This window comes from Streptomyces cucumeris (assembly GCF_024295805.1).
In the GTDB taxonomy this organism is placed as follows: domain Bacteria; phylum Actinomycetota; class Actinomycetes; order Streptomycetales; family Streptomycetaceae; genus Streptomyces; species Streptomyces cucumeris.
This window is the reverse complement of record NZ_JANCLX010000002.1, coordinates 344,632-370,811: the sequence shown is the minus strand read 5'-3', so window position 1 is coordinate 370,811 and position 26,180 is coordinate 344,632. Positions and strand designations below refer to the sequence as shown.

Sequence of the window (26,180 nt, the reverse complement as noted above, 5' to 3'; positions counted from 1 at the left end):
TCCTTCACCTCGCTCCCCCGTAACGGATGCGTTTTCGGCAGGCTCACACGCGCTCACCGAACGGTCAACAACACATCCTCGGGGGATTGACGCGCTTGCTGACAGGCAGTCTTATAAGAGGAGTTCGCCGGTCACCCGCCGACCCGGGCGTCGTGTCCGGGCCCGGTGTGTCCGTGCCATCCGAGTCCGAGCCATCAGCGAGGTGCCCCCAGCGATGACGACCATGACCGAACCGCCCGCGCTCCGGGACGCGCTCGGGCTGATCAAGGACCGGGAGCGGGTGGCACAGCGGCTGCTCGAATCCTCCGCCAAGCACTCCTTCGACCCCGACAAGGAGCTCGACTGGGACGCCCCGTTCGAGCCGGACAAGTGGTACTGGCCGCCGGAGCTGGTGTCCCTGTACGACACCCCCATGTGGCGGCGGATGTCGGAGGAGCAGCGCCATCTGCTGGCCAAGCACGAGGGTGCCGCCCTGCTGTCGCTGGGCATCTGGTTCGAGGTCATCCTGATGCAGCTGCTCGTCCGGCACATCTACGACAAGCCCGCCACCAGCGCCCATGTGCGCTACGCACTCACCGAGATAGCGGATGAGTGCCGTCACTCGATGATGTTCGCGCGTCTGATCAACAAGGGCGGCATCGACGAATACCCGGTCTCCCGGCTCCACCACAACATCGCCCGCTTCTTCAAGACGGTCTCCACCACGCCCGGTTCCTTCACCGCCACCCTGCTCGGCGAGGAGGTGCTGGACTGGATGCAGCGGCTGACCTTCCCGGACGACCGGGTGCAGACGCTGGTGCGCGGGGTGACCCGGATCCATGTGGTGGAGGAGGCCCGCCATGTGCGGTACGCGCGCGAGGAGCTGCGTCGCCAGATGGTGACCGCCCCGCGCTGGGAGCAGGAGCTGACCCGGGTCACCGCGGGCGAGTTCGCCCGTATTTTCTCCCGGGCGTTCGTCAACCCGCGGGTGTACAGCGATGTGGGGCTGGACCGGCGGGAGGCGGTGGCCCAGGTGCGGGCGAGCGGCCACCGGCGCGAGGTGATGCAGACCGGCGCCAAGCGGCTGACCGACTTCCTCGACGACATCGGGGTGCTGCGGGGCGTGGGCCGCCGGATGTGGCAGAGCTCGGGGCTGCTGCCGTAGGCGCCGTGCGAGGACCCCGCACCCTGGCGCCTCCGACCGGGGCGGTTACGCTGCCGGACATGACGACAGGCAGCGGCACCGCCCCGGCCCGCCCGGAGGCAGCACCCGCAGCGGCGGACCGCACCCGGGCCGCGCGCCGCGGGACCTACCGCCGGCTCAGCGTCGAGGCGCGGCGGGCCGAACTCATCGCGGCGGCCCTGGATCTCTTCGCCCACCGCCCGCCCGAGGACGTGTCGCTGGACGATGTCGCCTCGACCGCGGGCGCCTCCCGTCCGCTGGTCTACCGCTACTTCCCCGGCGGTAAGCAGCAGTTGTACGAGGCCGTGCTGCGCAGTGCGTCCGATGAGCTGGCGCGGTGCTTCGAGGAGCCGCAGCAGGGTCCGCTGAGCGCCCGGCTGCGCAATGTGCTGGACCGCTATCTCGCCTTCGTGGACGAGCACGACACGGGTTTCAGCGCGCTGCTCCAGAGCGGCAGCGTGGCCGAGACCTCGCAGACCAACGCGATCGTGGACGGGGTGCGGCGGGCCGGGGCGGAGCAGATCCTGCTGCACCTGGCGGTCCAGACGCCCGGTCCGCGGCTGCGGATGATGGTGCGCACCTGGATCACGGCGGTCGAGGCGGCCTCCCTGGTCTGGCTGGACGAGCGCAAGGAGCTGCCGGTCGAGGAGTTGCGCGACTGGCTGGTCGACCACTTCGTCTCGCTGCTGTGCTCGACCGCGGCCTGCGATCCGCAGACCGCGGCGGTGGCCCGGGCCGCGCTCGCCATGGAGCCCGCGCAGGGGCCGGTGGGCTCACTGCTGCGGAGGATGCTGCCGGTGGTGGGCGAGGCGGCGCATCTGCTGTGAGCGCCGTGGCGGGCGGGCTGTGAGACTGGTCCGGTGAGAAGCGAGGAGATGCCCTTCGTGGGCGGGCCGCTGGACGGCCGGGTGCTGAAGGTGCTGGTCGGCGCCACCGGACAGCCGCCGAAGCACTATGAGGTCCCGGTGGAGGACCAGGCGGGCGGAGCTCCGACGGTCCATGTCTACCGCCGCGTCCCGGCGGGAATGTCGAAACGGCTGGGTGTGATCCGGGGCTGGCGCTACGAGTACGACCCGGAGGGCAGGGCGCGCGGCGGGCTGAAGTGGCCGTGGTCCAAGCCGGGCTGATGCCGCGGGGGAAGCACTCCGTCGGGGTGTCCACCGGACCGGGGCCGATCGGCGGGGTGCGACCCACCGGACGGGTGACCGTGTTGACCCGACTCGCCCACAATTCTCCAGAACATACGACCAACGTGCCACGATCCTGCTGATCTGGAGTGGAGAGACGCTTCAGCAGCCGGAGGTGAGCACGTGTCAGGACGATTCGTGGGCTCGGTCTGCGTGGCAGCGATCACCGCAGCCGCCGCACTCGTACCGCCCGTCGCGGGAGTCACGGCACAGGCCGCCCCGGTCCGCCCCGTCGACGCATCCGTCGCCGAGCTGCTGACCCAGCTCAAGACGATGTACCGGAAGGCCGAGGAGGCGACCGAGGCCTACAACGCGACCGAGGAGAAGCTGCGCACCCAGCGCGCGAAGACCAAGAAGCTGGCGGCCGACCTCGCCCGCACCCGCACCCGGCTGGCCGACAGCCAGGCCGACGCCGGGCGGCTGGCCCGGCAGCAGTACCAGGGCCACAGCCGGCTCTCCTCCTACAGCTTCCTGCTCACCCTGCTCAGCACCCATCCGGACGCCGCCGCCGACCAGGCGCGCGAGCTCACCCGGGCCGCGGGCCGGGAAGCCGCCCTGGTCGAACGTCTGTCCAAGGGTGAGCGGCACGCCGACACCCTCGCCACCCGGGCCCGTACCGCCCTGGACAAACAGCTTTCGCTGACCTCGAAGCGGAAGAAACAGCGCGACAAGGTGAAGAAGCGGCTCACCGGGATCGAGAAGAAGCTGGCGTCGCTGACCGCCCGGCAGATCGCCGAGGTGGCCGAGCGCGAGCGGCAGGAGACCGAGGACGCCCAGCAGAAGCTGGTCGCCTCCGGTGCCCTCGGCTCCGGGGCGGACGATCCGGCGGGCGCGGCGGGACCGCCCGCCGCCGACCCCGCCGACCCCGGCCAGGAGACCGGCGGCCAGCAGGGCCAGAACGGTGGTGACGGCGGTGACGGCCAGGCGCCGCAGTCCACCGGCGGGTCCATGGCGTCCGCCACGGCCGGGCGGCGCGCCCTGGACTACGCCATGGAGCAGATCGGCAAACCGTATGTGTGGGGCGCCGAGGGACCCAACTCCTTCGACTGCTCGGGGCTGACGTCCCAGGCGTGGGCCCATGCGGGACGCACCATTCCGCGCACCAGCCAGGAGCAGTGGCGGCAGCTCCCCCGGATCTCCCTCCAGCGGCTGCGCCCCGGCGATCTGGTGATCTACAACAAGGGCGCCAGCCATGTGGCGATCTACGCGGGCAACGGCCAGGTGGTGCAGGCGCCGCGCCCCGGTCAGCAGGTGAAGCTCTCCGCCCTGGCCACCAATCCGGTGCAGGGCGCGGTGCGTCCGGGGCCGGTCACGAAGCGGAAGCGCTGACCCGCTCCAGATAGGCCGCGGCCCGCTCCGGCTCGTAGAAGAAGTGCTCGAAGTCGGCGGGGTCGTCGAATCCGTTGGCGATCCGCCGGGCAACGTCGGGCAGCTCGGTCGCCGCGCCGAGGAGGCCCACGATGTGCTCCGGCGGCGGGGCCAGCATCGCGTTGGTCCACTTGGTGGCGTGCCGCGCGGTGGCCCAGTAGCGGTCGAAGGTCCGGTGCATCCAGTCGGCGTCGAACGGGCGGTCGCCGTGTTCGACGATGCTCTCCAGATACCCGGCGGCGCATTTGGCGGCCGAGTTGGCGCCCTGACCGGTGATGGGGTCGTTGGTGACCACCACGTCCGCGACGCCGAGCACCCGTCCGCCGCCGGGCAGCTCACCGACCGGGTGGCGCACGGTCGGGGCGTACCGCCCGACCAGGGTGGCGCCCGCGTCCGTCAGCTCGACCTTGGTGGCGCGTGCGTACTCCCACGGGGTGAACCGCTCCATCAGCTCCAGGATCAGGGAAAGCTGTTCGGAGGGGTCGGTGACGCCCTGGAAGACATCGGCGGGGCCGCCCGGGACGCCCTCCCAGAAGAGGATGTCGGCGCGGCCGGAGCGGGTGAGGGCCGGCATGACGAACAGTTCGCCGACACCGGGCACCAGATTGCAGCGCACCGCGTCCAGCTCCGGGTGTTCCGGACGCGGGCCGAGACCGTGCACATAGGCGAGGGCGAGCGCACGCTGCGGGGCGGCGTACGGGGAGCGGGCGCCGTCCCGGCCGAAGAGCGAGACCAGTTCGCCCTTGCCCGCGGCCACCAGCACCAGGTCATAGGCGGTGGCGAAGACGGCGAGGTCGGAGACGGAGGCACCGTGGACGACCACCCGCCCGCCGCGCCGTGCGAACAGCTCCAGCCAGCCCGCCATCTTCAGCCGCTGGTCGACGGACTGGGCGTACCCGTCCAGTGGTCCGAGCCAGTCGACGGCGCGGGGGTGGCCCGCGGGGGTCGGCGGTCCGGCGATGGACACGCCCAGCCCCTCGATCCGCGGCGCCTGCTCCTCCCAGAAGTTCAGCCCCAGGTCGCGCTCGTGCTGGAGCGCGGTGTGGAACATGACCTGGGTGGACATCACCCGCCCGGAGCGGATCTCATCGGCCGTCCGGTTGGACATCACGGTGACCTCGTACCCCCGGGACTGGAGGCCGAGGGCGAGTTGGAGCCCGGACTGCCCGGCTCCGACGATGAGTATCTTCCGCATGACTGTCGACGCTCCCTCGAGCTCGGACCAAAAGAGGAATGGAGCATTCCATTCCGCGAGCGGTGCCGAGGTTACGTCACTCGGGTGAAACGTCGACGGCGTGCCGCACCAGGGCCAGCAGCGCGTCCACCACCGTGATCCGCCGACGGGCGTCCATGAGCACCACGGGGACCCCCTCGGTCACCGAGAGCGCGTCCCGCACGTCCTCCGGCAGATACCGGGGTGCCCCGTCGAAGTGATTGACCGCCACCACATAGGGCAGTCCGAGGGTCTCGAAGTAGTCCAGCGCCGGGAAGCTGTCCTCCAGCCGCCGGGTGTCGGCCATCACCACCGCGCCGATCGCCCCGCGCATCAGGTCGTCCCACATGAACCAGAAGCGGTGCTGGCCGGGGGTGCCGAAGAGATACAGCACCAGGTCGTTCTCGAGCGTGATCCGCCCGAAGTCCATCGCCACCGTGGTGGTCAGCTTGTCCGGGGTCGCGGTGATGTCGTCGATGCCCTCGGCCGCCCGGGTCATCAGCGCCTCGGTCTGCAGCGGAGTGATCTCCGAGACCGCGCCCACGAAGGTGGTCTTCCCCACCCCGAAACCGCCCGCTATCACGATCTTGGTCGCGATCGGCGCCCGCGAACGGTCCGTCTGCCAGCTCTGCGGCGCCTCCTCGGCACCGGGTATCCCCGCGCCCGGTATCCCGGCGCCGGGTATGCCGGACCGCCGCGGCGGCGGCACCGGCGCCGCGGTCGGAATCGTGTCAGAGCCTGCGGAGTCCACTGAGCACCCTTTCGAGCAACGCGCGGTCCGGCTGTCCCGGGCCCCGCCCGGTGCCGTAGACGCGGATCTTTCCCTGGTCGGCTAAGTCGCTGAGCAGGACGCGCACCACCCCGAGCGGGATCTTGAGCATCGCGGAGACCTCCGCGACCGAGCGCATCCGGCGGCAGAGTTCGATGATCGCCCGGATCTCCGGCAGCATCCGGGCGCCCGGCCCGCCGGAAGGGGCCGGGTCCCACCGTCCGTCCGGTGGCTCCAGCGAGGCCACGAAGGTCTCCACCAGCAGCACATGGTCCGAGCGGGTCCGCCCGCCGGTGAGCGAGTACGGCCGGACGCGGCCGGGCTGGCGGGCGGGCCGACCGGACCCGGCCGTCACTGAGCCGACTCCAGGGACCTGCGTAGTTCACCGCGGAGTTCGGGGGTGAGCACATGTCCGGCCCGGCCCACGAACAGCGCCATGTGATAGGCGACGACGGTCATATCGCAGTCGGGGGTGGCATGCACGCCCAGCAGCGAACCGTCCCCGATCGTCATGACGAACAGACTGCCGCCGTCCATCGCCACCATCGTCTGCTTGACGCCCCCGCCGTCCATCAGCTTCGCCGCGCCGAGGGTGAGACTGCCCAGCCCCGAGACGATCGTGGCGAGGTCCGCGCTGGAACCCTTGGGACCGTCCTGTGCCGTGGGGTCGAGGGCGCCCGCGGCGGTGAGGTGCCGCGCGTCGGAGGAGAGCAGCATCAGCCCGTCCGAGGAGACCACCGCGACCGATCGGACGCCCGGCACCTCCTCCACGAGGTTCGACAGCAACCAGTGCAGATTACGGGCCTCGGAACTCAACCCGTAGGTACTACTCGGCGCATTCACCTGCGTGCCTCCTCAACCGTGTCACCCTCGTCGTGCGCCCCCGTACGTTCTGTGCCGCCCTGGGGGCCGTGCTCCCGGCCCCGGCCGCGTGCGGCGATCTCGGCCTCGGCGTCCCGGCGGCCCTCCAGCGCACCGCGCTGGAAACCACCGAGTCTGCGCCGCAGCTCCTCCGCGTCCACCGCGCCGGACCGCTCCCGCGCCCCGGGGGCGCGGCGCTCCACGCTCTTCGGGGTGCGCTTGGGAAGTCCCTTGTCGGTACGGGGGTGTTCGGCGGCCCGGGTGTGCTCCTCGGAGCCGATGGCGTACGGATCCGTACGGTCCGCGTCCGCATCCGTACCGGCCGGGCCCCAGGCGTCCGCGCCCACCGGGCGGACGGCGTGGCCGCCCGCGGGCTCCTCGGCGTCACCGGGGCGTGCGAGGAAGGCGAGCGTCCGCTCGGAGCGGTCCCGCGCGGCGGATCCGCCGGCGTCGGCGGAGTCGTGGGCGGACGCGGACGGGGTGGCGCCGGACCGGGGCGTGCGCCTGGGCAGTGCGGGCGGCTCTCCGGCACCCCCCGGGGCCGGGTGGCCGCGCGGCGGCGTCGGTTCCATCGGATACGGCGTGTCGTCCGGGGCCGCGGCCGGTGCCGGGCTCCACCGCTCACCCGGTGCGACCCAGGGGGCGGGGGTCTCCGCGCCGGGGTCCACGGCCGCGGACGCGGGTGCCCCGTCCGGCTCGGGCTCGCGTTCAGCAATCGGTCTGGACGCCGAACGGGCCTGCGACGGCAGGGCGTTGGAGTTGGCCTCGGCCTCCGACCCGGGGAAGGCGGGCAACCCCACATCACCGCGGTCGGCGCCGGTACCGGCCGAGGGCGCGGGCGGCAGCCCGGCACCCGGCGGACCCGCCGGGAGGATCTTCGTGGGCAGGACGACGACGGCGGCCACCCCGCCCGGCTGCTGCTCGCGGAGCTGCACCCGGACCCCGTGGCGCGCGGCGAGCCGGGTCACCACGTACAGGCCGAGCCCCAACGGGTCCTCGGGCTGCGGGCCCTGGCAGTAGTCGGGCACCGGATCGGCGAGCCGGTCGTTCAGCTCCACCATCCGCTCGGGGGTCATCCCGATGCCCTCGTCCTGGATGGAGAGCATGACCTCGCCGCTCTCCAGCAGCCAGCCGGAGAGCTGCACCGGGGCGTCCGGCGGGGAGAACGAGGTGGCGTTCTCCAGGAGTTCGGCGACCAGGTGGCTGATGCTGTCGGCGGCGTACCCGGCGACCTGGGCATGCGGCGGGAGTGACTGGATCCGCACCCGGTCGTACCGCTCGACCTCGCTGATCGAGGCGCGCAGCACATCCAGCAGCAGCACCGGGCCGGGATGGCCGGAGGTGTTCTCCGAGCCCGCGATGACCAGGAGGTTCTCACCGTACCGGCGCATACCGGTGGCCAGATGGTCCAGTTGGAAGAGGGTCTCCAGCCGGTCGGGGTCCTGTTCCTGCTCCTCCATGCCCTCGATGACGGCGAGCTGGCGCTCGATCAGACCGAGGGTGCGCAGGGCGAGGCTGACGAAGCTGCCGTGCACCCGGGACCGCAGCCCCTCCAGCCGGGCGGCGACCGCGTCCCGCTCACGGCGCAGCGCGTCCCGCTCATCGGCCAGCCGCTGCCGCTCCCCGACCAGCCGGGTGCGCTCGGTGCCGAGTCCGGCGGCGCGCTCCTGGGCGCGCACGGCCTTGGCATGGAGCTCGTTGACCGCGCGGACCGCGTCGGCGAACTCGTCGTCGCGGCCGGTGTAGCCGACCGGTTCCTCGGCCGCCGGATCGGCCGCGACCCGGCGGGCGCCACGCCGCAGGACGGCCAGCGGCCGGGTCATCGAGCGGGCGGTCTGCACACCGGCGCCGAGGGCCAGCAGCAGGGCGCCGCCGACGATCGCGATCCGCACCTCCAGGGTGGTGACCGCGTCGTGGCGCACCCCCGTGACCGCGGAGATCTCGGCGGACGCCAGGGAGGACTCGACCCCGCGCATCCGGGTGAGGCGGGCGCTCAGAGCGGTCTCGACGCGGTCCTCGTCGACGAGGAGATCGCCGCCGGACAGCCGGCCCCGCTCGGTGAGACGGGTGGCGTACCGCTCGGCGGTGCCGACCTCGGTGCCGTTGACCGTGCGGTCGTAGCGCTCACGGGCGGAGGCCGGGGCGAGCTGGCGGAAGTCGGCGAGCGCGGACCCGTCGCGCAGGTGGGCCCGCTGGGCGGCGGAGGTCAGCGCGGGCTGGGCACCGCCCCCGGCCAGCGCGGCCGTGAGCAGGCCGCGGGTGGCCGACGCCTGCTCGGTGGCCCGGCCCAGCGGGACGAGCGCGGCGGCGGAGCCGGAGCCCGCGCCGGGCAGTTCGCGGGCCAGGCCGACGGAGACCTCGTTCAGTGCCTGGACGGCGGTGGTGTACGAGGTGAAGACCTCCAGCGCCGAGCCATGGCCGGTCAGGGCCTGCTGGCGCAGCCGCGGGAGGCCGTCCAGCAGCCGCCGGACGGAGCCGGGGACCTCCTGGCGCACCTCTTGGACCTGCCGGTCCACCCGGGCGCGCTGGCTCTCGGAGACACCGCCGCCGGAGGCGGTGGTGCGCCCGCCCGCGACATAGGCGGTCATGGCGTCGCGCTCATCGGCGAGGGAGTGGGCCAGGGTCACCGCGTCACGGTTGGTCCGGGCGAGGCCGACCAGCCGCTGGGCATCGGTGCAGTCGTCGAGGGCCAGGAGGACGGCCGGGGCGCCCGCGCCGAGGACGGCGAGGGAGACGAGGACGACGGACGCGGCCAGGCGGTTGCGGACACGCGCGGTTCGCCGCCGTGCCGTGCCGCCCTGGAGATCCTGAAGGCGTGGTTCGCCGTCCGGTTCGCGCTGGGTGCCCCGAAGCCGCTTCTTCCGCACCGGTGCTCACAATCTTTTCTCGCCCGACCGCTGTGATTCCAGAGGTGACGACGGATCAACAATTGTGTTTCCCCACCCCTGGTAGGGAATCCGACCCTTCCAGGACGGCTCGGGGGCGGGCATGCATCACCCACCCGGCCACCTGAACGAGTGAACCGCATTGCGTAGTTGACCACCAACTTTGTGTATGGGCCATACCCTTCCGCCGCCTTTTACGGGAGTGGACGGGAGTGGAAAAGACGTGGCCGCCCTGGAAAGATGCCCGCCCACACCTTCCCAGACATCGCATTCCCGTCCCAATCCGACAAACATGTGCTTGGTACGAACCATTGTCTTTCTCTTCACCCCTGGACGGGCGGTGTTCGAAGGGGGTCCGGCAGACTGACGGCATGCGCATCGAACTCGCGACGACCCCCGGCGATCAGCGGCGCCCCAACGAGGACTGGGCCTCGGTAGCCCTGCCCGCCTCGGGGCTCGGCGGCTCACTGGTGGTCCTGGACGGGGTGACCCCGCCCGAGGGTGACGACGGCTGCATCCACGGAGTGCCGTGGTTCACCGCGCGACTGGGCGGCGCACTGCTCGAACTGTCCGGTTCGCGAAGGGATATGACCCTGGCCGCATGCCTCTCCGAGGCGATCGGGCGTACCGCGGAAGCACATGGTTCAACCTGTGACCTTTATCACCCACTGACCCCGCAGGCCACCGTGGTGGCCGCCCGCTGGGACGCCGAGCGGGTCGAACATCTGGTGCTCTCCGACTCGGCGTTGCTCATCGAGGGGACGGGCGGCGAGGTCACCCCGGTGCTCGACGACCGCATCGACCGGCTGCGCGCGGCGGGCCACCGGCTGGCCGGACTGCGGAACGCGGAGGGCGGCTTCTTCACCGCCGCCGCCGACCCCGCCGTCTCGGCCAGGGCGGTCACCGGCACCCGGCCGCGCACCGGGGTCCGGGCGCTGGCGGCCCTCACCGACGGGGCGTCGCGCTGGGTGGAGGTGTTCGGCGAGGGCGATTGGACGGCCTGCTTCGCCCTGCTGCGCAAGGAGGGACCGCAGGCACTGATCGACCGGGTGCGGGCGGCCGAGCACGCCGATCCGGACGGGACCGCGTTCCGGCGCGGCAAGGCGCACGACGACGCGGCCGTGATCTACGCCGAACTCTGAGCCCGCCGCACCCCGGCGGGGCGCCGCCCCTCCGATGGCGCAGCGGGGTACCGCCGTTGCCACACCCGCGTCGCCGGATCCCCACGGCTCGCGGATGCTGACGTATGTGAGTGCCCTACTCCTCGCCCCCGCGGGCCGAGTGCCCGGCGTCGTCGGCCTCCTGCTCACTGTTCAACCGGTGCAGCAGGCGGGCGAGTTCGGCGACCTCGCTGCGCTCCCATCCGGCGAGCCGGCGGGCGTAGCGGGCCCGGCGGGCGACCCGGACGGCGCGGAAGCGGGTCCGGCCCTCGTCGGTGAGCTGCACCAGGAAGGCCCGGCCGTCCGCCGGGTCCGGGGCGCGGGTGACCAGACCGAGCCCCTCCAGGGCGCGGAGCTGACGGCTCATCGTGGCCTTGCCGACGCCGATGTACCCGGCGAGGTCGGTGGCGCGCTGGGGCCCCGCGTCCTCCAGCCGCATCAGCAGCCCGTACGCGGCGGATTCCAGATCGGGGTGGACCTCCCGGGCCAATTCCCCGGACGCGGCACGGGCCCGGCGGAGGAAGACCGCCAATTCGCGCTCCAGAGCCAGGAATGCGTGGTCCACACCAATTCCACCCATGGTGCCGCCCTCACTCCGCTCGGGGGGCAGTGGCCCGTTGTTGTGCACGTCAGAGCCCTCTCCGCATTTTCACATGGTGAAAGTTTCTGCCAGGCGCGGCTGTTGCCGCAGCTCCGTCAGTATTTCGCAGGATTAGACCAACGGCACCACCCCCTCCCCCTTCCCCGCCCTTATCTACGCCCGTAGCGTCATTTCTGACATGGCCATACCAAACATCTCCCGCTCCCCCCACCGAGGCTTCGGAGGCTCGCCATGCCCGTGCACAGACCCGGTCCGGCCCGACGCGCCCTCAGTGCGCTGACCGGCCTTCTCGCCGCCCTCGCGACCACGACCTTCGCGCTCTCCGCCCCGGCCGCCGCGGCCCAGGGCACGGAGGACATCCCCCACCCCGAGGACGACTGGGCGGGCTCGCAGATACTCAAGCATGAGGGCGGGTCCACCACCGGCCAGGAGCCGCCGAGCGTGCTCGCCACCGTCGAGGGCGTCGACGTCAGCAGCCACCAGGGCAATGTGGCCTGGTCCACGCTCTGGAGCAGCGGCGTCCGGTTCGCCTACGTCAAGGCGACCGAGGGCACCAGCTACACCAATCCGTACTTCACCCAGCAGTACACCGGCTCGTACGACGTGGGCATGATCCGTGGGTCGTACCACTTCGCGCTGCCGAACAACTCCAGCGGCGCCGCCCAGGCCAACTACTTCGTCGACCACGGCGGCGGCTGGTCCAAGGACGGCAGGACCCTGCCCGGCGCGCTGGACATGGAGTACAACCCCTACGGCGCCACCTGCTACGGCAAGAGCGCCAGTGCCATGGTCAGCTGGGTCAAGGACTTCTCCGACACCTACCGCGCCCGCACCGGCCGTGACCCGGTGATCTACACCTCCACCAGCTGGTGGAAGACCTGCACCGGCAACTCCAGCGCCTTCGGCGGCGTCAACCCGCTGTGGATCCCCCGCTACGGCTCGTCCGTCGGTGAACTCCCGGCGGGCTGGGGCTTCCACACCATCTGGCAGTACACCTCCTCCGGCGCGACCGTCGGCGACCACAACAAGTTCAACGGCGCCCTGGACCGGCTCAAGGCCCTGGCGAACGGCTGACGCGGCGGTCCGCGGCAACCACCTCGACCGGCGCACCCGCCCTCCGGCGTACGGACAGGTCTGTCTGTACGCTGGGGGGCACCGTCCGTCCTGGGCCCCGCCCCGAGGAGCATGACCATGAGCAGCACCCGCCCCTCCGCCCGTGAACGGATCCTGTCCACGGCCACCACCCTGTTCAACGCCCACGGGGTGCGCGGGGTCGGGGTGGACCGGATCATCGCCGAGTCGGGCGTGGCCAAGGCGACGCTGTACTCCCACTTCGGCTGCAAGGACGCCCTGGTCCTGGCGTACCTCCGGGAGTCGGACACCTACTGGCGCCGGGCGCTGGCCGAGGCGGCCGAGGCGGCCGGGCCGGATCCGCGCGACCAGCTCACCGGCATCTTCGACGCGCTGTGCGCCGCCACCGTGCGGGACGGCTTCCGCGGCTGCGCCTTCGTCCGGACCGCCGGGGAGACGGAGCCGGGCAGCGCCACCCACGAGGCGACGGCCGAGCACAAGCGCACGGTGCGGGCCTGGCTGACCGAACTGGCCACCGCGGCGGGTGCCGCCGACCCCGCGGTGCTGGCACTCCAGATCTCCGTGCTCGTCGACGGCGCGATGTCCGCGGCCGCCGTGGAGCCCGGACCCGAGATCGCGATGGCGGCGAAGGCGGCGACCCGGGTACTGGTGGCGGGCGCCTGCCCGGCTCCGGTCTGAGCCGCCCGGGCACAGAGTGAAGGGCCCGACCGCGGTCGGGCCCTTCGCCATCCGCCGGGGGCGCGAAGCCGTCAGACGGCGGTGAGCTCCGGCTGCCGCACCGCGCCGGAGGCCAGCAGCGCCCGATAGCGCTCCTGGTGGGCGGCCAGCCCCGCGTCGTCGAGCGCCGGCGTCGCGTACAGCACGAACGGCTCCTCGTAGCGGAGGCCGGTCATCCGGGCGGTGGCCTCCAGCGGCCTGAGCAGCTCGGCGACCGTGTAGCGGTTGACCCCCTCGGGGCGGTAGTGCTCCTCCCCACCGCCCAGCGAGGTGGTGACCAGCAGCGACTTGCCGTGCAGGGAGGTGCCGCCGGTGCCGTACGCCCAGCCGTGCAGGAAGACCTCGTCGAGCCACTTCTTGAGCAGCGGGGGTACCGAGTACCAGTAGAAGGGGAACTGGAGAACGATCCGGTCGTGCTCCAGCAGCAGCCGCTGCTCCCGCTCCACGTCGAGCGTCAGATCGGGATACGCGGCGTACAGGTCGTGGACCGTGACACCCTCCACCGGCCGGGCCGCCCCGGCGAGCGCGGCGTTGACACGGGAGGCGGCGAGATCGGGGTGGGCGAGGACGACGAGAGTGCGCACGGGTTCCTCCGTGGGTTTCCGTGATGCCGTGGACAGCGGGGGGGCGGGCACACCGGCGCCACCACACCGGACAGACAGGTCTGTCTGGTCTGCTGGGAACGCTACCAGACAGACCTGTCTGACTGCCATCGATGAGGGCCTTCGCGAGCGGGCCGGGCGCCGGGAACGGACCGCGGCCCGGCACCCCCGTGTCCACGGGGATCCGGGCCGCGTCGCCCCGGCGGCGTCCGTCACGCCGCCGCCGGAACCTCCGGGGCCACCGTCGAGGCGGGCTGGAGCGCCAGCTCCAGCACCTGCCGGACGTCGGAGACGGGGTGAACGTCCAGCTTCTCCAGCACCTCGGCCGGGACGTCGTCCAGATCGGGCTCGTTCCGCTTGGGGATGACGACGGTGGTCACCCCGGCCCGGTGCGCCGCCAGCAGCTTCTGCTTGACGCCGCCGATGGGCAGCACCCGCCCGGTCAGCGAGACCTCGCCGGTCATCGCCACGTCCGGGCGCACCTGGCGGCCGGAGAGCAGCGACGCGAGCGCCGTGGTCATGGTGATGCCCGCGCTCGGGCCGTCCTTGGGCACCGCGCCCGCCGGGACGTGCAGATGGACCCCGCGCTCCTTGAGGTCGCCCACCGGCAGTTCCAGCTCCGCGCCATGGGAGCGCAGGAAGGACAGCGCGATCTGAGCGGACTCCTTCATCACCTCACCAAGCTGACCGGTCAGCGTCAGCCCCGCGCCACCCGTCTCCGGATCGGCCAGCGACGCCTCGACGAACAGCACGTCGCCGCCCGCACCGGTGACCGCGAGCCCGGTGGCCACACCGGGGACGGCGGTGCGCCGCTCGGCCGGGTCCTGGGCGGACTCGGGGGTGTGGTGCGGCCGTCCGATCAGCGGCCGCAGGCTCTCCACCCCGACGGTGAACGGCAGCTTCCGCTCGCCCAGTTCATGCTCGGCCGCGATCTTGCGCAGCAGCCGTGCCACGGACCGCTCCAGGGTCCGCACACCCGCCTCACGGGTGTACTCGCCCGCCAGCCTGCGCAGTGCCGCGTCCTCGACCACGACCTCGCCCGGCTCCAGTCCGGCGCGCTCAAGCTGCCGGGGCAGCAGGTGGTCACGGGCGATGGTGACCTTCTCGTCCTCGGTGTAGCCGTCCAGCCGCACCAGCTCCATCCGGTCCAGCAGCGCCTCCGGGATGGCCTCCAGGACGTTGGCGGTGGCCAGGAAGACCACATCGCTCAGATCGAGTTCAACCTCCAGGTAGTGGTCCCGGAAGGTGTGGTTCTGGGCCGGGTCCAGGACCTCCAGCAGGGCCGCGGCCGGGTCGCCGCGGAAGTCGGAGCCGACCTTGTCGATCTCGTCGAGCAGGACGACCGGGTTCATCGAACCGGCCTCCTTGACGGCCCGGACGATACGGCCGGGCAGCGCGCCCACATAGGTGCGCCGGTGGCCGCGGATCTCCGCCTCGTCGCGGACGCCGCCGAGCGCCACCCGGACGAACTTCCGCCCCATCGCGCGGGCGACGCTCTCGCCGAGGCTGGTCTTGCCGACCCCGGGCGGTCCCACCAGGGCGAGCACGGCGCCGCCGCGGCGGCCGCCGACGACGCCGAGACCCCGGTCGGCACGGCGCTTGCGCACCGCCAGGTACTCGGTGATCCGCTCCTTGACGTCCTCCAGGCCTGCGTGGTCGGTGTCCAGCACCTCCTTGGCGCCCTGGATGTCGTACGCGTCCTCGGTGCGCTCGTTCCACGGCAGCTCCAGGACGGTGTCCAGCCAGGTGCGGATCCAGCTCCCCTCGGGGCTCTGGTCGGAGGACCGCTCCAGCTTGTCGACCTCCTTCAGGGCCGCCTCGCGGACCTTGTCCGGCAGCTCGGCGGCCTCGACCCGGGCCCGGTAGTCATCGGACTCGTCCTCCGGATCTCCGTTGAGGTCGGCCAGCTCCTTGCGGACGGCCTCCAGCTGGCGCCGCAGCAGGAACTCGCGCTGCTGCTTGTCCACACCTTCCTGGACGTCCTTGGCGATCGACTCGGCGACGTCCTGTTCGGCCAGGTGCTCGCTCAGCCGGCTGACCGCCAGCCGCAGCCGGGCCACCGGGTCGGCGGTCTCCAGCAGCTCCACGCGCTGGGCGGTGGTGAGGAACGGCGAGTAGCCCGCGTTGTCGGCGAGCTGCGCGACATCGTCGATCTGCTGCACCCGGTCCACGACCTGCCAGGCACCGCGCTTGCGCAGCCAGCTCGTGGCCAGCGCCTTGTACTCCTTCATCAGTTCGGTGACGGCACCGGGCAGCGGGTCGGGCACGATCTCCTCGACCGCCGTCCCCTCCACCCACAGTGCCGCCCCGGGACCGGTGGTCCCGGCGCCGATGCGGACACGGCGCACGCCGCGGATGAGCGCACCGGGGTCACCGTCGGAGAGGCGGCCCACCTGCTCGACGCTGCCGAGCGTGCCGATCCCCGTGTAGGTCCCGTCGACCCGCGGCACCAGCAGGAGCTGCGGTTTCCCTCCGCCGCCGCGGGAGCGGGCGGCGGCCTGGGCGGCCTCGACCGCGGCGCGCACCTCGGTGTCGGACAGGTCCAGCGGCACCACCATGCCGGGCAGCACCACCTCGTCGTCGAGAGGCAGCACGGGCAGGGTGAGCGGTGTGGACAGCGAAGCCATGATCTCCCCTTAGGCAGGCAAGTTGAGCTATGCAGACTCAATGCGCTAAGGGCTCCCGGTGTTCCCGGAGCGGTGTTCGCTGTGAGCGATCAGCCGTTCGGTGCGCCGGATGGCGGGACCGAGAGGTCTCCACCACTGGCAGCCGACCTTCCGCCCGCCCCACCACAACGCTCCGCGGGCCACGAGTGATGTCACCAGAGGTCGCTGTGTCCACCACCACAGCCGCCGCGCCGGGACGGCGAATCCGGTGGACCGCCGAGCGGGCACGGCGCAAGGATGGCGGCGGGTCCGCCACGGACCCGCGCGCCCCGTCCAGCCGGAGGATCACCATGCAGCCCCCGTACGACACCGCGACCGGTCAGCCGGTCACCCTCGACCGCCGGGAGGGTCCCCACGGCGAGGTGGTGCTGCGGCGGCGCGGGACGGCGGACGGCGGGGACGCCGTCTTCGAGATCATCGCCAACGGCTGCTTCCTGATGGACACCTCCGACGGCCGCTCCGAGCGGCTGCTGGTCCGGGCCGCCCTCGACGCCCTGCCCGCCGGCCGCCCCTCCCCCGCCCTGCTCATCGGCGGTCTCGGCGTCGGCTTCTCGCTCGCCGAGGCCGCCGGTGAACCGCGCTGGGGCCGGATCGCGGTCGTGGAGCGGGAGGAGGCGGTCGTCGACTGGCACCGCGACGGCCCGCTGGCGGCGGTCTCCGCGACCGCGCTGGCCGATCCGCGCACCGCGATCGTCCGCGCCGATCTGGTGGCCCACCTGCGCGCACCGGACGCCCCGGTCTACGACGCGCTCTGCCTGGACATCGACAACGGACCGGACTGGACGGTCACCGAGGACAACACCGGCCTCTACTCCCCCGCCGGACTGGCCGCCTGCGCGGCCCGCCTCACACCGGGCGGAGTGCTCGCGGTCTGGTCGGCGCGGCCGTCCGCCGCATTCGAGGAATCTCTCCGCAATGCCGGATTCAGCAGGGTCCGTACGGAAGAGATCACAGTTGCCCGGGGAGTGCCCGACGTGGTCCACATCGGGATTCGAGGCGCGTAGCCGAGCCGCGTACGCTGCCCTTACGCTTTCATGCCTAGACCACGCCGCACGGCACATCACCAGGCGCGGAGCGCGGTTTTTCAGGACGAACGCATGGGGCGGGCGTATGGAGCAGAATCTCAACGGCCACAACGGGGCCGCCACGACCACCCCCGGCGCACAGCGCCGGGTGCTCGTCGTCGAGGACGATCCGACCATCGTGGACGCGATCGCCGCCCGGCTGCGGGCCGAGGGCTTCCAGGTACAGACGGCGGGTGACGGCCCGGCGGCCGTCGACACCGCCGAGGCGTGGCAGCCCGATCTGCTGGTGCTCGATGTGATGCTGCCGGGGTTCGACGGACTCGAGGTGTGCCGTCGGGTGCAGGCGCGCCGTCCGGTCCCGGTGATGATGCTCACCGCACGCGATGACGAGACCGACATGCTGGTCGGGCTCGGGGTCGGTGCGGACGACTACATGACCAAGCCGTTCTCGATGCGCGAGCTGGCCGCCCGGGTGCACGTACTGCTGCGGCGGGTGGAGCGGGCGGCACTGGCCGCGCACACCCCGCGCAGCGGGATCCTCCGCCTGGGCGAGCTGGAGATCGACCACGCGCAGCGCCGGGTGCGGGTCCGCGGCTCCGACGTCCACCTCACGCCCACCGAGTTCGACCTGCTGGTCTGCCTGGCCAACACCCCGCGCGCGGTGCTCTCCCGGGAGCAGCTGCTGGCCGAGGTGTGGGACTGGGCGGACGCCTCCGGCACCCGGACCGTGGACAGCCACATCAAGGCGCTGCGCCGGAAGATCGGCGCGGAGCGGATCCGTACGGTGCACGGCGTCGGCTACGCCCTGGAGACCCCGGCCGCATGACGGCCCCCGGCGCTCGCAGGGTCCCTTCCGTCCGCAAGGCCCTGAAGGCGCTGCGGACGCTCACGACGGCCGGTGAGGCGCGGGCCGCCCGCCCTCCACAGCCGCCCGGCTCCCCCGGGGCCACCGCGCGGCGCCGCTGCGCCCGCAGCCGGGCCACCTGGGACCGGGTGTGGGAGGCGCTGCGGCCGTTCGACCCGTATCGCTCGGTCAAGGCCGCGCTCGGAGCGCTGGTCATCGGGTCAGTGATCATCACCACGCTGCTGGTGTTCGCGGCGATGCATTCGAACACCGAGCTGCGCGTGATCACCATCTTCTCGATCATCGCCTCCCTGCTGATCACCCAGTTCGTGGCGCACGGTCTCACCGCTCCGCTGGACGAGATGACCGCGGTCACCCGGGCGATGGCGCACGGCGACTACACCCGGCGGGTGGGCGCCGCACAGCGCCGGGACGAGTTCGGCCACCTGGCGAGCGCCTTCAACCGGATGGCGGCGGACCTGGAGGCGGTGGACACCCACCGCAAGGAACTGGTGGCCAATGTCTCGCATGAGCTGCGCACCCCGATCGCGGCGCTGCGCGCGGTGCTGGAGAACGTGGTCGACGGGGTCTCCGAGGCCGATCCGGAGACCATGCGGGTCGCGCTGCGCCAGACCCAGCGGCTGGGCCGGCTGGTGGAGCAGCTGCTCGATCTGTCGCGGCTGGACAACGGGGTGGTGCCGCTCTACGCCCGGCGCTTCGAGGTCTGGCCGTATCTGGCCCAGATCCTCAAGGAGGCGAGCATGGCCAAGGGCGCGGAAGCCGGGTCGGGCTCGCACACCCGCAAGGACGTCCACCTCCACCTGGATGTCTCGCCGCCGGAGCTGACCGCGCACGCGGACGCCGAGCGGCTGCACCAGGTGGTGGCGAATCTCATCGACAACGCCATGAAGCACAGCCCGGCGCACGGCCGGGTCACGGTCCGCGCCCGGCGCGGCGAGGAGCCGGAGAGCCTGGAGCTGGAGGTGCTGGACGAGGGCCCCGGTATCCCGGAGGCCGAGCGGTACCGGGTCTTCGAGCGCTTCAACCGCGGCGGGCTCTCGCCGGGCGGCACGGGGCCCGCGGCCCGCCGCCCCTCGAGTCAGGGCAGCGACGGAGGGACCGGGCTGGGGCTGGCCATCGCCCGCTGGGCGGTCGATCTGCACGGCGGCCGGATAGGTGTCGCGGAGTCCCCCCGGGGCTGCCGGATCAAGGTGAGCCTTCCGGGCGGTGCCCGAGATCACATGTGACGTAAAGTCGATCCCGGACGCGCACATCCGAGCGGTGTGGGTGCACTTTTGCGTTCGCTCGTATCTGCGGAAACACGGCGGAACCCCGTGTGTTTCCCGCCATGACATGCACCGAAACCCGCCGATCGATGTGACTTGCGCGACGATGACCAGTGCGGCCTGCACGTAAGGGTCCAATGGGCGTAGCCTTTATTCCCGCTGTCCACCACCTAAGGAAGCGGAAGAGGGCGGTTGCCGCCGTGTCGCCACAGTCCCCCAATACCTCGAGCGTCTCGACCGATGAGCAGGACGGTCAGGGAAGTAACCCTGCCGCCGCTTTCGGGCCCAACGAGTGGCTCGTCGACGAGATCTACCAGCAGTACCTCCAGGACCCGAACTCGGTCGACCGAGCCTGGTGGGACTTCTTCGCCGACTACAAGCCGGGTCAGGACACCGGCTCCGCCGTGGCCGCGCCGCCACCGGCCGTGACCGGGGGTACCGCCGCGGGGGCGCCCGCCGCCGCGCAGGCCACCCCGGCCGTCACTCCCCCGGCGCAGCCGAAGGCCGCGCCCGCCGCGAAGCCGGCGGACGCGAAGCCCGCCGCGGCCCCGGTCGCCCCGAAGCCCGCCGCCGCGGCTCCCGCCCCGGCCAAGCCCGCTCCGGTGAAGCCGACGCCTGCCGAGCCGACGTCCCCGGCGAAGGCCGCCAAGGCCGAGCCGTCCGCCGGTCCGGAGCTGGTCACGCTGCGCGGCCCGTCCGCCGCCGTGGCGAAGAACATGAACGCCAGCCTTGAGCTGCCGACGGCCACCTCCGTGCGCGCCGTCCCGGTCAAGCTGCTGTTCGACCAGCGCATCGTGATCAACAACCACCTCAAGCGCGCCCGCGGCGGCAAGGTGTCCTTCACGCACCTCATCGGCTACGCCATGGTGCAGGCGCTGAAGGCGATGCCCTCGATGAACCACTCGTTCACCGAGAAGGACGGCAAGCCGACGCTGGTCAAGCCCGAGCACATCAACCTCGGTCTGGCCATCGACCTGGTCAAGCCCAACGGCGACCGCCAGCTCGTCGTCGCGGCGATCAAGAAGGCCGAGACGCTCAACTTCTTCGAGTTCTGGCAGGCGTACGAGGACATCGTCCGCCGCGCCCGCGCGAACAAGCTGACGATGGAGGACTTCACCGGCGTCACCGCCTCCCTGACCAACCCCGGCGGCATCGGCACCGTGCACTCGGTGCCGCGGCTGATGCCCGGCCAGGGCCTGATCGTGGGCGTCGGCGCCATGGAGTACCCGGCCGAGTTCCAGGGCACCTCGCAGGACACCCTGAACAAGCTGGGCGTCTCCAAGGTCATGACGCTGACCAGCACCTATGACCACCGGGTGATCCAGGGCGCCGCCTCCGGCGAGTTCCTGCGGATCATGAGCCAGCTACTGCTCGGCGAGAACGACTTCTACGACGAGATCTTCAAGGCGCTGCGCATCCCCTACGAGCCGGTCCGCTGGCTCAAGGACATCGACGTCAGCCATGACGACGACGTCACCAAGGCGGCGCGGGTCTTCGACCTGATCCACGCCTACCGGGTCCGCGGCCACGTCATGGCCGACACCGACCCGCTGGAGTACCGCCAGCGCAAGCACCCCGACCTCGACATCATCGAGCACGGGCTCACCCTGTGGGACCTGGAGCGCGAGTTCGCGGTCGGCGGCTTCTCGGGCAAGTCCATGATGAAGCTGCGCGACATCCTGGGCGTGCTGCGCGACTCGTACTGCCGCACCACCGGCATCGAGTTCATGCACATCCAGGACCCCAAGCAGCGCAAGTGGATCCAGGACCGGGTCGAGCGCAGCCACGACAAGCCGGAGCGCGAGGAGCAGCTGCGCATCCTGCGCCGGCTGAACGCGGCCGAGGCGTTCGAGACCTTCCTCCAGACCAAGTACGTCGGCCAGAAGCGGTTCTCGCTGGAGGGCGGCGAGTCCGTCATCCCGCTGCTGGACGCCGTGCTGGACGCGGCCGCCGAGTCGCGCCTGGACGAGGTCGTCATCGGAATGGCCCACCGCGGCCGTCTGAACGTGCTGGCCAACATCGTCGGCAAGTCCTACGCACAGATCTTCCGCGAGTTCGAGGGCAACCTCGACCCGAAGTCGATGCACGGCTCCGGCGATGTGAAGTACCACCTGGGCGCCGAGGGCACCTTCACCGGTCTGGACGGTGAGCAGATCCAGGTCTCGCTCACCGCCAACCCCTCCCACCTGGAGGCGGTGGACCCGGTCCTGGAGGGCGTCGCCCGCGCCAAGCAGGACATCATCGGCAAGGCCGGTACGGACTTCACCGTGCTCCCCGTCGCCCTGCACGGCGACGCGGCCTTCGCGGGCCAGGGCGTGGTCGCCGAGACGCTGAACATGTCGCAGCTGCGCGGCTACCGCACCGGCGGCACCGTGCACATCGTGATCAACAACCAGGTCGGCTTCACCGCCGCCCCGGCCGCGTCCCGCTCCTCGATGTACGCCACCGACGTGGCGCGCATGATCGAGGCGCCGATCTTCCACGTCAACGGTGACGACCCGGAGGCCGTGGTCCGCGTCGCGCGGCTCGCCTTCGAGTTCCGGCAGGCGTTCAACAAGGACGTGGTCATCGACCTGATCTGCTACCGCCGCCGCGGCCACAACGAGACCGACAACCCCGGTTTCACCCAGCCGCTGATGTACGACCTGATCGACAAGAAGCGCTCGGTGCGCAAGCTCTACACCGAGTCGCTGATCGGGCGCGGCGACATCACGCTGGAAGAGGCCGAGCAGGCGCTGCAGGACTTCCAGGGTCAGCTGGAGAAGGTCTTCACCGAGGTCCGCGACGCGGTCTCCGCCCCGGCCCAGCCCGCGGTGCCCGAGCCGCAGCCGGAGTTCCCGGTCGCGGTGAACACGGCGATCTCCCAGGAGGTCGTCAAGCGGATCGCCGAGTCCCAGGTCAACATCCCCGACCGGATCACCGTCCACCCGCGGCTGTACCCGCAGCTCCAGCGGCGTGCGGCGATGATCGAGGACGGCACGATCGACTGGGGCATGGGCGAGACCCTCGCCATCGGTTCGCTGCTGATGGAGGGCACCCCGGTCCGGCTCGCCGGCCAGGACTCCCGCCGCGGCACCTTCGGCCAGCGCCACGCGGTGCTGGTGGACCGGGAGACCGGCGACGACTTCACCCCGCTGCTCTACCTCGCCGAGGACCAGGCCCGCTACAACGTCTACGACTCGCTGCTCAGCGAGTACGCGGCGATGGGCTTCGAGTACGGCTACTCGCTGGCCCGGCCGGAGTCGCTGGTCATGTGGGAGGCCCAGTTCGGTGACTTCGTCAACGGCGCGCAGACCGTCGTGGACGAGTTCATCTCCTCGGCCGAGCAGAAGTGGAGCCAGACCTCCGGCGTCACGCTGCTGCTGCCGCACGGCTACGAGGGCCAGGGCCCGGACCACTCCTCGGCCCGGATCGAGCGCTTCCTCCAGCTCTGCGCGCAGAACAACATGACCGTCGCCACCCCGACGCTGCCGTCGAACTACTTCCACCTGCTGCGCTGGCAGGTGCACAACCCGCACCACAAGCCGCTGGTCGTCTTCACCCCGAAGTCGATGCTGCGTCTGAAGGCCGCGGCCTCGAAGGCCGAGGAGTTCACCACCGGCGCCTTCCGTCCGGTCATCGGCGACGAGACCGCCGACCCGGCCGCGGTGCGCAAGGTGGTCTTCTGCTCCGGCAAGGTCTACTACGACCTGGCCGCGGAGCGGGAGAAGCGCGGTGCGAACGATGTGGCGATCATCCGGCTGGAGCGGCTGTACCCGCTGCCGGGTGCCGAGGTCCAGGCCGAGATCGCCAAGTACACGGGCGTCGAGAAGTTCGTGTGGGCCCAGGAGGAGCCCGCGAACCAGGGTGGCTGGCCGTTCATGGCCCTCAACCTGATCGACCACCTGGAGCTGTCGGTCGGCGCGGACGTCCCCGCCGCCGGGCGTCTGGTCCGGGTCTCCCGGCCGCACTCGTCCTCGCCCGCGGTGGGGTCGAACAAGCGCCACCAGGCGGAGCAGCAGGCGCTGGTGACCGAGGTCTTCGAGATCTGATCACCGGCCCCACGGCCCGAACGGCAAGGCCCGGTCCCCGCGCGAGCGGAGGCCGGGCCTTCCCGGTTCCCCGGCGGCATATCCTGGGCGGTGCAGATCGTCCCCGAACCCCCCTCATCCGGAGCGACCCTTGTACTTCACCGACCGCGGTATCGAGGAGCTGGCGCAGCGGCGCGGCGAGGAGGAAGTCACCTTCGACTGGCTGGCCGACCAGCTCCGCACGTTCGTCGATCTGAACCCGGACTTCGAGGTGCCGGTGGAGCGGCTGGCCACCTGGCTGGCCCGGCTCGACGACGAGGACGACGACCTCTGATCCCCCGGCCGCTCTCCCAGCCGCCGGGCCGGGGGTTCAGGCCACCACCGGTCCGCGGCCCGGCGCCCCGGCCTCGTGGTCCAGCCGGGGGTCGGAGACCAGGACCGCCTGCTGGAGGCGCTGGAGCTTCACGGAGGGCTCCAGGCCGAGTTCCTCGGTCATCGCCATCCGCAGCCGCTGGTAGACCGCCAGGGCGCGGGTGCGCTGTCCCGAGCGGTGCAGGGCCAGCATGTACTGGCCGTGCAGACCCTCGTGGAAGCGGTGCTCGACCACCAGTGAGGCCAGATCGCTCAGCACCTCCAGATGGCCGCCGAGCCGCAGCCGGGTCTCGATCCCCCGCTCGGTGACGGTGAGCCGGGACTCCTCCAGCCGGGCCACCTCCGCCTGGAGCGGCCGGCCCAGCGGGGTGACATCGACCAGGGCCGGGCCCTGCCACAGGGCGAGCGCCCGCCGGAAGGCGATGTCCGCGGCCCGTTCGTCCCCGACCTCCAGCGCGCATTCGCCCTCGGCGACGAACTGACGGTAGTCATGGACGTCGAGCTGGCCGGGGCGCAGCACCAGGGCGTAGCCGCCGGGCCGGGTCTGCAGCACATCCCGGGCGACGAGGGCCGGGGGGATGCCCAGCACCTGGGCGAGCAGCTTGCGCAGGTGCAGGATGTAGGTCTGGAGCGTGGTCTGGCCCGTCCGCGGCGGCCCGTCGCCCCACAGCTCGGCCATCAGCGACTGCACCGGCACCATCCGGCCGTCGCTGAGCAGCAGCAGGGACAGGACCTTGCGGGGCTTCATCGCGCTGGGAACTCCGGACAGGGCGCCATGGTTCAGCGTCAGCGGTCCGAGGACGTTCACACGCATGGGTGACACCTCTCACACATCATGTGCGGTACGCGCGGACAACCAGGTCGGCGGCCTTCTCGCAGATGGAGGCGGCGACCTCGGCGGCGAGCGGGCGGGTGCCGTACATGGACTGGTGGAGGCCCTGCTGCACCAGCAGGGCCACGAACTGCCCGGCGGCCGAGGCCGGATCGGGGACGTCCAGCTCACCGCTGCCGGTGCGGCGGTCCAGCATCCCGGCGAGCCAGATCACCAGCTGCCGGGGCTCGCCCTCGGCGCACGCGGTGCGCAGCGAGGGATGGCGGCCGACCTCGGCGATGACCAGGCGGCGCAGCGCGGAGGCCCGTTCGTCGAGCAGGACCTCCAGCACCCGGTGACCGAAGGCGATGAGCGCGGTGCGGGCGTCGGCACCGTCGAACTGCTCGGGGGCGTACGGCGCACCGTCGGCGAACTCGGCGGCCACCCGCTCCCGTTCCCCGTCCACGGCGGCGATGAACAGCCGTTCCTTGTCGCCGAAGTGGTTGTAGACGGTCTGCTTGGAGACCCGGGCCTCGTCCGCGATGACGTCCACGCCGGCGCGGGCGTACCCCTCGCGCAGGAAGACGGTCACGGCCGCCTCCAGGATCGCCTGGCGCTTGGCCGGCTGGGGCCCCATCGGGCGGCCCACGGGGGCACGCCGGGGACCGTTGTCCGTCCGCAACGGTCCAACCTCCTTGATGAGTAGCGGCCTTGCCCCCGATGGACCTGTGAGTCTAGCCTTCCTTCACCGCACTGGACTAGTCCGTCCAGTCCAATAAATTCCGCACCGCGTGACGAGGAGAGCTCCATGAGCGCACCGGAGAACAGCGACGCCCTGCGGCACCTGACCCTTGTGCCGGAGGCCCAGAAGCAGCTGTTCCTGGAGGCCCGCACGGCGCACACCTTCACCGGCGAGCCGGTGACGGAGGAGCAGATCCGCGCCGTCTACGAGCTGGTCAAGTACGCGCCCACATCGATGAACCAGCAGCCGCTGCGCATGGTGCTGGTCCGCTCCCCGCACGCGCGGGAGCGGCTGGTGGCCCATATGACCGGCCGCAACCAGGAGAAGACGGCGAAGGCGCCGCTGGTGGCGGTGCTCGCGGCCGACCTGGACTTCCACGAGGAGCTGCCCCGGCTGGTGCCGTTCATGGAGAACCCACAGGCCGTCTTCGCCGAGGAGGGCCCGCGCGAGGCATCCGCCCGGTTCAACACCGCCCTCCAGGTGGGCTACTTCATCCTGGGCATACGGGCCGCCGGTCTGGCCGCCGGGCCGATGGCCGGTTTCGACCACGCCGCCGTCTCCAAGGAGTTCTTCGGCGACGGACGGCACCAGGCGGTCTGCGTGGTCAACATCGGCCACCCGGGTCCGGACGCCTGGATGGGACGGCTGCCGCGGCTGCCGTACGAGGAGGTCGTCACCACCGTCTGAGACCACCCGGCGGCCCCCGGGCCGCCCGGGGAAGCGCGTGAGCCGTCCGCCCCCCCCCGGGGGGGGGGGGGGGGCGGGCCGCGGGGGCGCGCGCCCAGCGCGGGGGGGAGGGGCCGGGGT

Annotated in this window: 23 protein-coding genes; 13 read left to right on the top strand and 10 right to left on the bottom strand. The window is 71.9% G+C overall.

Going from position 1 to position 26,180, the window contains the following annotated elements:
• The first annotated feature begins 214 nt into the window (after positions 1 to 214).
• The 4 genes from NMK44_RS04655 to NMK44_RS04640 all read left to right on the top strand — a co-directional run bounded on the left by NMK44_RS04655 (position 215) and on the right by NMK44_RS04640 (position 3,678).
• Complete coding sequence (locus tag NMK44_RS04655; RefSeq protein WP_254738455.1) at positions 215 to 1,144, top strand: AurF N-oxygenase family protein; 930 nt, start codon at positions 215 to 217, stop codon at positions 1,142 to 1,144.
• Between the two features lie 59 nt (positions 1,145 to 1,203).
• Complete coding sequence (locus tag NMK44_RS04650; protein WP_254738453.1) at positions 1,204 to 1,989, top strand: TetR/AcrR family transcriptional regulator; 786 nt, start codon at positions 1,204 to 1,206, stop codon at positions 1,987 to 1,989.
• A 33-nt stretch (positions 1,990 to 2,022) separates the two neighbouring features.
• Positions 2,023 to 2,289: a DUF8847 domain-containing protein gene (locus NMK44_RS04645; protein ID WP_254738451.1), complete on the top strand. Its 267-nt coding sequence runs from the start codon at positions 2,023 to 2,025 to the stop codon at positions 2,287 to 2,289.
• A gap of 183 nt (positions 2,290 to 2,472) precedes the next feature.
• Positions 2,473 to 3,678 carry a C40 family peptidase gene (locus tag NMK44_RS04640; protein ID WP_254738449.1) on the top strand — a complete coding sequence of 402 codons (1,206 nt, stop codon included), beginning with the start codon at positions 2,473 to 2,475 and terminating at the stop codon, positions 3,676 to 3,678.
• Here NMK44_RS04640 and NMK44_RS04635 read toward each other — a convergent pair.
• The 5 genes from NMK44_RS04635 to NMK44_RS04615 form a co-directional block, all read right to left on the bottom strand.
• Positions 3,659 to 4,912 (bottom strand): styrene monooxygenase/indole monooxygenase family protein, encoded by a 1,254-nt coding sequence (locus NMK44_RS04635; protein ID WP_254738447.1) that lies wholly within the window; start codon positions 4,910 to 4,912, stop codon positions 3,659 to 3,661. The genes NMK44_RS04640 and NMK44_RS04635 overlap by 20 nt on opposite strands.
• A 76-nt stretch (positions 4,913 to 4,988) precedes the next feature.
• Positions 4,989 to 5,681, bottom strand: coding sequence for a GTP-binding protein (locus NMK44_RS04630; RefSeq protein WP_374215233.1), 693 nt, complete (start codon positions 5,679 to 5,681; stop codon positions 4,989 to 4,991).
• Complete coding sequence (locus NMK44_RS04625; protein ID WP_254738445.1) at positions 5,662 to 6,054, bottom strand: DUF742 domain-containing protein; 393 nt, start codon at positions 6,052 to 6,054, stop codon at positions 5,662 to 5,664. The genes NMK44_RS04630 and NMK44_RS04625 overlap by 20 nt, the downstream gene beginning before the upstream one ends.
• Positions 6,051 to 6,542, bottom strand: a complete 492-nt coding sequence (locus tag NMK44_RS04620) for a roadblock/LC7 domain-containing protein (protein WP_254738443.1) — start codon at positions 6,540 to 6,542, stop codon at positions 6,051 to 6,053. Before NMK44_RS04620 ends, NMK44_RS04625 begins: the two co-directional genes overlap by 4 nt.
• Positions 6,539 to 9,427 (bottom strand): sensor histidine kinase, encoded by a 2,889-nt coding sequence (locus NMK44_RS04615; RefSeq protein ID WP_254738441.1) that lies wholly within the window; start codon positions 9,425 to 9,427, stop codon positions 6,539 to 6,541. The genes NMK44_RS04620 and NMK44_RS04615 overlap by 4 nt, the downstream gene beginning before the upstream one ends.
• A 389-nt stretch (positions 9,428 to 9,816) precedes the next feature.
• On the opposite strand from NMK44_RS04615, the gene NMK44_RS04610 reads away from it, so the two are divergent.
• Positions 9,817 to 10,587: a hypothetical protein gene (locus NMK44_RS04610; protein WP_254738439.1), complete on the top strand. Its 771-nt coding sequence runs from the start codon at positions 9,817 to 9,819 to the stop codon at positions 10,585 to 10,587.
• 115 nt (positions 10,588 to 10,702) lie between these two features.
• Here NMK44_RS04610 and NMK44_RS04605 read toward each other — a convergent pair whose 3' ends face one another.
• Positions 10,703 to 11,185 (bottom strand): MarR family winged helix-turn-helix transcriptional regulator, encoded by a 483-nt coding sequence (locus NMK44_RS04605; protein ID WP_254738437.1) that lies wholly within the window; start codon positions 11,183 to 11,185, stop codon positions 10,703 to 10,705.
• Positions 11,186 to 11,437: 252 nt separating this feature from the next.
• Between NMK44_RS04605 and NMK44_RS04600 the strand changes: the two genes are divergently transcribed.
• Positions 11,438 to 12,280, top strand: a complete 843-nt coding sequence (locus tag NMK44_RS04600; protein WP_254738435.1) for a lysozyme — start codon at positions 11,438 to 11,440, stop codon at positions 12,278 to 12,280.
• 117 nt (positions 12,281 to 12,397) lie between these two features.
• Complete coding sequence (locus NMK44_RS04595) at positions 12,398 to 12,976, top strand: TetR/AcrR family transcriptional regulator (RefSeq protein WP_254738433.1); 579 nt, start codon at positions 12,398 to 12,400, stop codon at positions 12,974 to 12,976.
• A gap of 71 nt (positions 12,977 to 13,047) precedes the next feature.
• Here the strand turns inward: NMK44_RS04595 and NMK44_RS04590 are convergent, their stop codons facing one another.
• Together NMK44_RS04590 and lon are read right to left on the bottom strand one after the other, a co-directional pair.
• Positions 13,048 to 13,599: an NAD(P)H-dependent oxidoreductase gene (locus NMK44_RS04590; protein WP_254738431.1), complete on the bottom strand. Its 552-nt coding sequence runs from the start codon at positions 13,597 to 13,599 to the stop codon at positions 13,048 to 13,050.
• Positions 13,600 to 13,829: 230 nt separating this feature from the next.
• The gene (gene lon, locus NMK44_RS04585; protein ID WP_254738429.1) at positions 13,830 to 16,244 is read right to left on the bottom strand and encodes an endopeptidase La; all 2,415 of its coding nucleotides are present in this window, start codon (positions 16,242 to 16,244) and stop codon (positions 13,830 to 13,832) included.
• Positions 16,245 to 16,573: 329 nt separating this feature from the next.
• On the opposite strand from lon, the gene NMK44_RS04580 reads away from it, so the two are divergent.
• From NMK44_RS04580 to NMK44_RS04560, 5 genes are all read left to right on the top strand, one after another.
• Positions 16,574 to 17,287, top strand: a complete 714-nt coding sequence (locus NMK44_RS04580; protein WP_254738427.1) for a spermidine synthase family protein — start codon at positions 16,574 to 16,576, stop codon at positions 17,285 to 17,287.
• A 106-nt stretch (positions 17,288 to 17,393) separates the two neighbouring features.
• Entirely contained in the window at positions 17,394 to 18,134 is a 741-nt protein-coding gene (locus tag NMK44_RS04575; RefSeq protein ID WP_254738425.1) for a response regulator transcription factor, read from the top strand.
• A complete protein-coding gene (locus NMK44_RS04570; RefSeq protein WP_254738423.1) occupies positions 18,131 to 19,399 on the top strand; it encodes a sensor histidine kinase in 1,269 nt (422 codons plus the stop codon). Before NMK44_RS04575 ends, NMK44_RS04570 begins: the two co-directional genes overlap by 4 nt.
• A 239-nt stretch (positions 19,400 to 19,638) precedes the next feature.
• On the top strand, positions 19,639 to 23,469 hold the full coding sequence (locus NMK44_RS04565; protein WP_254738421.1) for a multifunctional oxoglutarate decarboxylase/oxoglutarate dehydrogenase thiamine pyrophosphate-binding subunit/dihydrolipoyllysine-residue succinyltransferase subunit: 3,831 nt from the start codon (positions 19,639 to 19,641) through the stop codon (positions 23,467 to 23,469).
• 130 nt (positions 23,470 to 23,599) lie between these two features.
• Positions 23,600 to 23,782 (top strand): DUF6104 family protein, encoded by a 183-nt coding sequence (locus NMK44_RS04560; RefSeq protein WP_254738419.1) that lies wholly within the window; start codon positions 23,600 to 23,602, stop codon positions 23,780 to 23,782.
• Positions 23,783 to 23,818: 36 nt separating this feature from the next.
• On the opposite strand, the gene NMK44_RS04555 is transcribed toward NMK44_RS04560, so the two are convergent.
• Both NMK44_RS04555 and NMK44_RS04550 read right to left on the bottom strand, forming a co-directional pair.
• Positions 23,819 to 24,634 (bottom strand): AfsR/SARP family transcriptional regulator, encoded by an 816-nt coding sequence (locus tag NMK44_RS04555; protein ID WP_254738417.1) that lies wholly within the window; start codon positions 24,632 to 24,634, stop codon positions 23,819 to 23,821.
• A gap of 19 nt (positions 24,635 to 24,653) precedes the next feature.
• A complete protein-coding gene (locus NMK44_RS04550) occupies positions 24,654 to 25,268 on the bottom strand; it encodes a TetR/AcrR family transcriptional regulator (protein ID WP_254738415.1) in 615 nt (204 codons plus the stop codon).
• Positions 25,269 to 25,439: 171 nt separating this feature from the next.
• On the opposite strand from NMK44_RS04550, the gene NMK44_RS04545 reads away from it, so the two are divergent.
• Positions 25,440 to 26,060 carry a malonic semialdehyde reductase gene (locus NMK44_RS04545; protein ID WP_254738413.1) on the top strand — a complete coding sequence of 207 codons (621 nt, stop codon included), beginning with the start codon at positions 25,440 to 25,442 and terminating at the stop codon, positions 26,058 to 26,060.
• Positions 26,061 to 26,180: the final 120 nt, after the last annotated feature.

What these genes read in the sequence shown, in the direction of transcription:
- lon (WP_254738429.1), bottom strand. Translation starts at nt 16,244, where the DNA reads ATGGCTTCGCTGTCCACACCGCTCACCCTGCCCGTGCTGCCTCTCGAC.
- NMK44_RS04595 (WP_254738433.1), top strand. Translation starts at nt 12,398, where the DNA reads ATGAGCAGCACCCGCCCCTCCGCCCGTGAACGGATCCTGTCCACGGCC.
- NMK44_RS04655 (WP_254738455.1), top strand. Translation starts at nt 215, where the DNA reads ATGACGACCATGACCGAACCGCCCGCGCTCCGGGACGCGCTCGGGCTG.
- NMK44_RS04575 (WP_254738425.1), top strand. Translation starts at nt 17,394, where the DNA reads ATGGAGCAGAATCTCAACGGCCACAACGGGGCCGCCACGACCACCCCC.
- NMK44_RS04600 (WP_254738435.1), top strand. Translation starts at nt 11,438, where the DNA reads ATGCCCGTGCACAGACCCGGTCCGGCCCGACGCGCCCTCAGTGCGCTG.
- NMK44_RS04550 (WP_254738415.1), bottom strand. Translation starts at nt 25,268, where the DNA reads ATGGGGCCCCAGCCGGCCAAGCGCCAGGCGATCCTGGAGGCGGCCGTG.
- NMK44_RS04635 (WP_254738447.1), bottom strand. Translation starts at nt 4,912, where the DNA reads ATGCGGAAGATACTCATCGTCGGAGCCGGGCAGTCCGGGCTCCAACTC.
- NMK44_RS04570 (WP_254738423.1), top strand. Translation starts at nt 18,131, where the DNA reads ATGACGGCCCCCGGCGCTCGCAGGGTCCCTTCCGTCCGCAAGGCCCTG.
- NMK44_RS04605 (WP_254738437.1), bottom strand. Translation starts at nt 11,185, where the DNA reads ATGGGTGGAATTGGTGTGGACCACGCATTCCTGGCTCTGGAGCGCGAA.
- NMK44_RS04650 (WP_254738453.1), top strand. Translation starts at nt 1,204, where the DNA reads ATGACGACAGGCAGCGGCACCGCCCCGGCCCGCCCGGAGGCAGCACCC.
- NMK44_RS04580 (WP_254738427.1), top strand. Translation starts at nt 16,574, where the DNA reads ATGCAGCCCCCGTACGACACCGCGACCGGTCAGCCGGTCACCCTCGAC.
- NMK44_RS04545 (WP_254738413.1), top strand. Translation starts at nt 25,440, where the DNA reads ATGAGCGCACCGGAGAACAGCGACGCCCTGCGGCACCTGACCCTTGTG.
- NMK44_RS04610 (WP_254738439.1), top strand. Translation starts at nt 9,817, where the DNA reads ATGCGCATCGAACTCGCGACGACCCCCGGCGATCAGCGGCGCCCCAAC.
- NMK44_RS04555 (WP_254738417.1), bottom strand. Translation starts at nt 24,634, where the DNA reads ATGCGTGTGAACGTCCTCGGACCGCTGACGCTGAACCATGGCGCCCTG.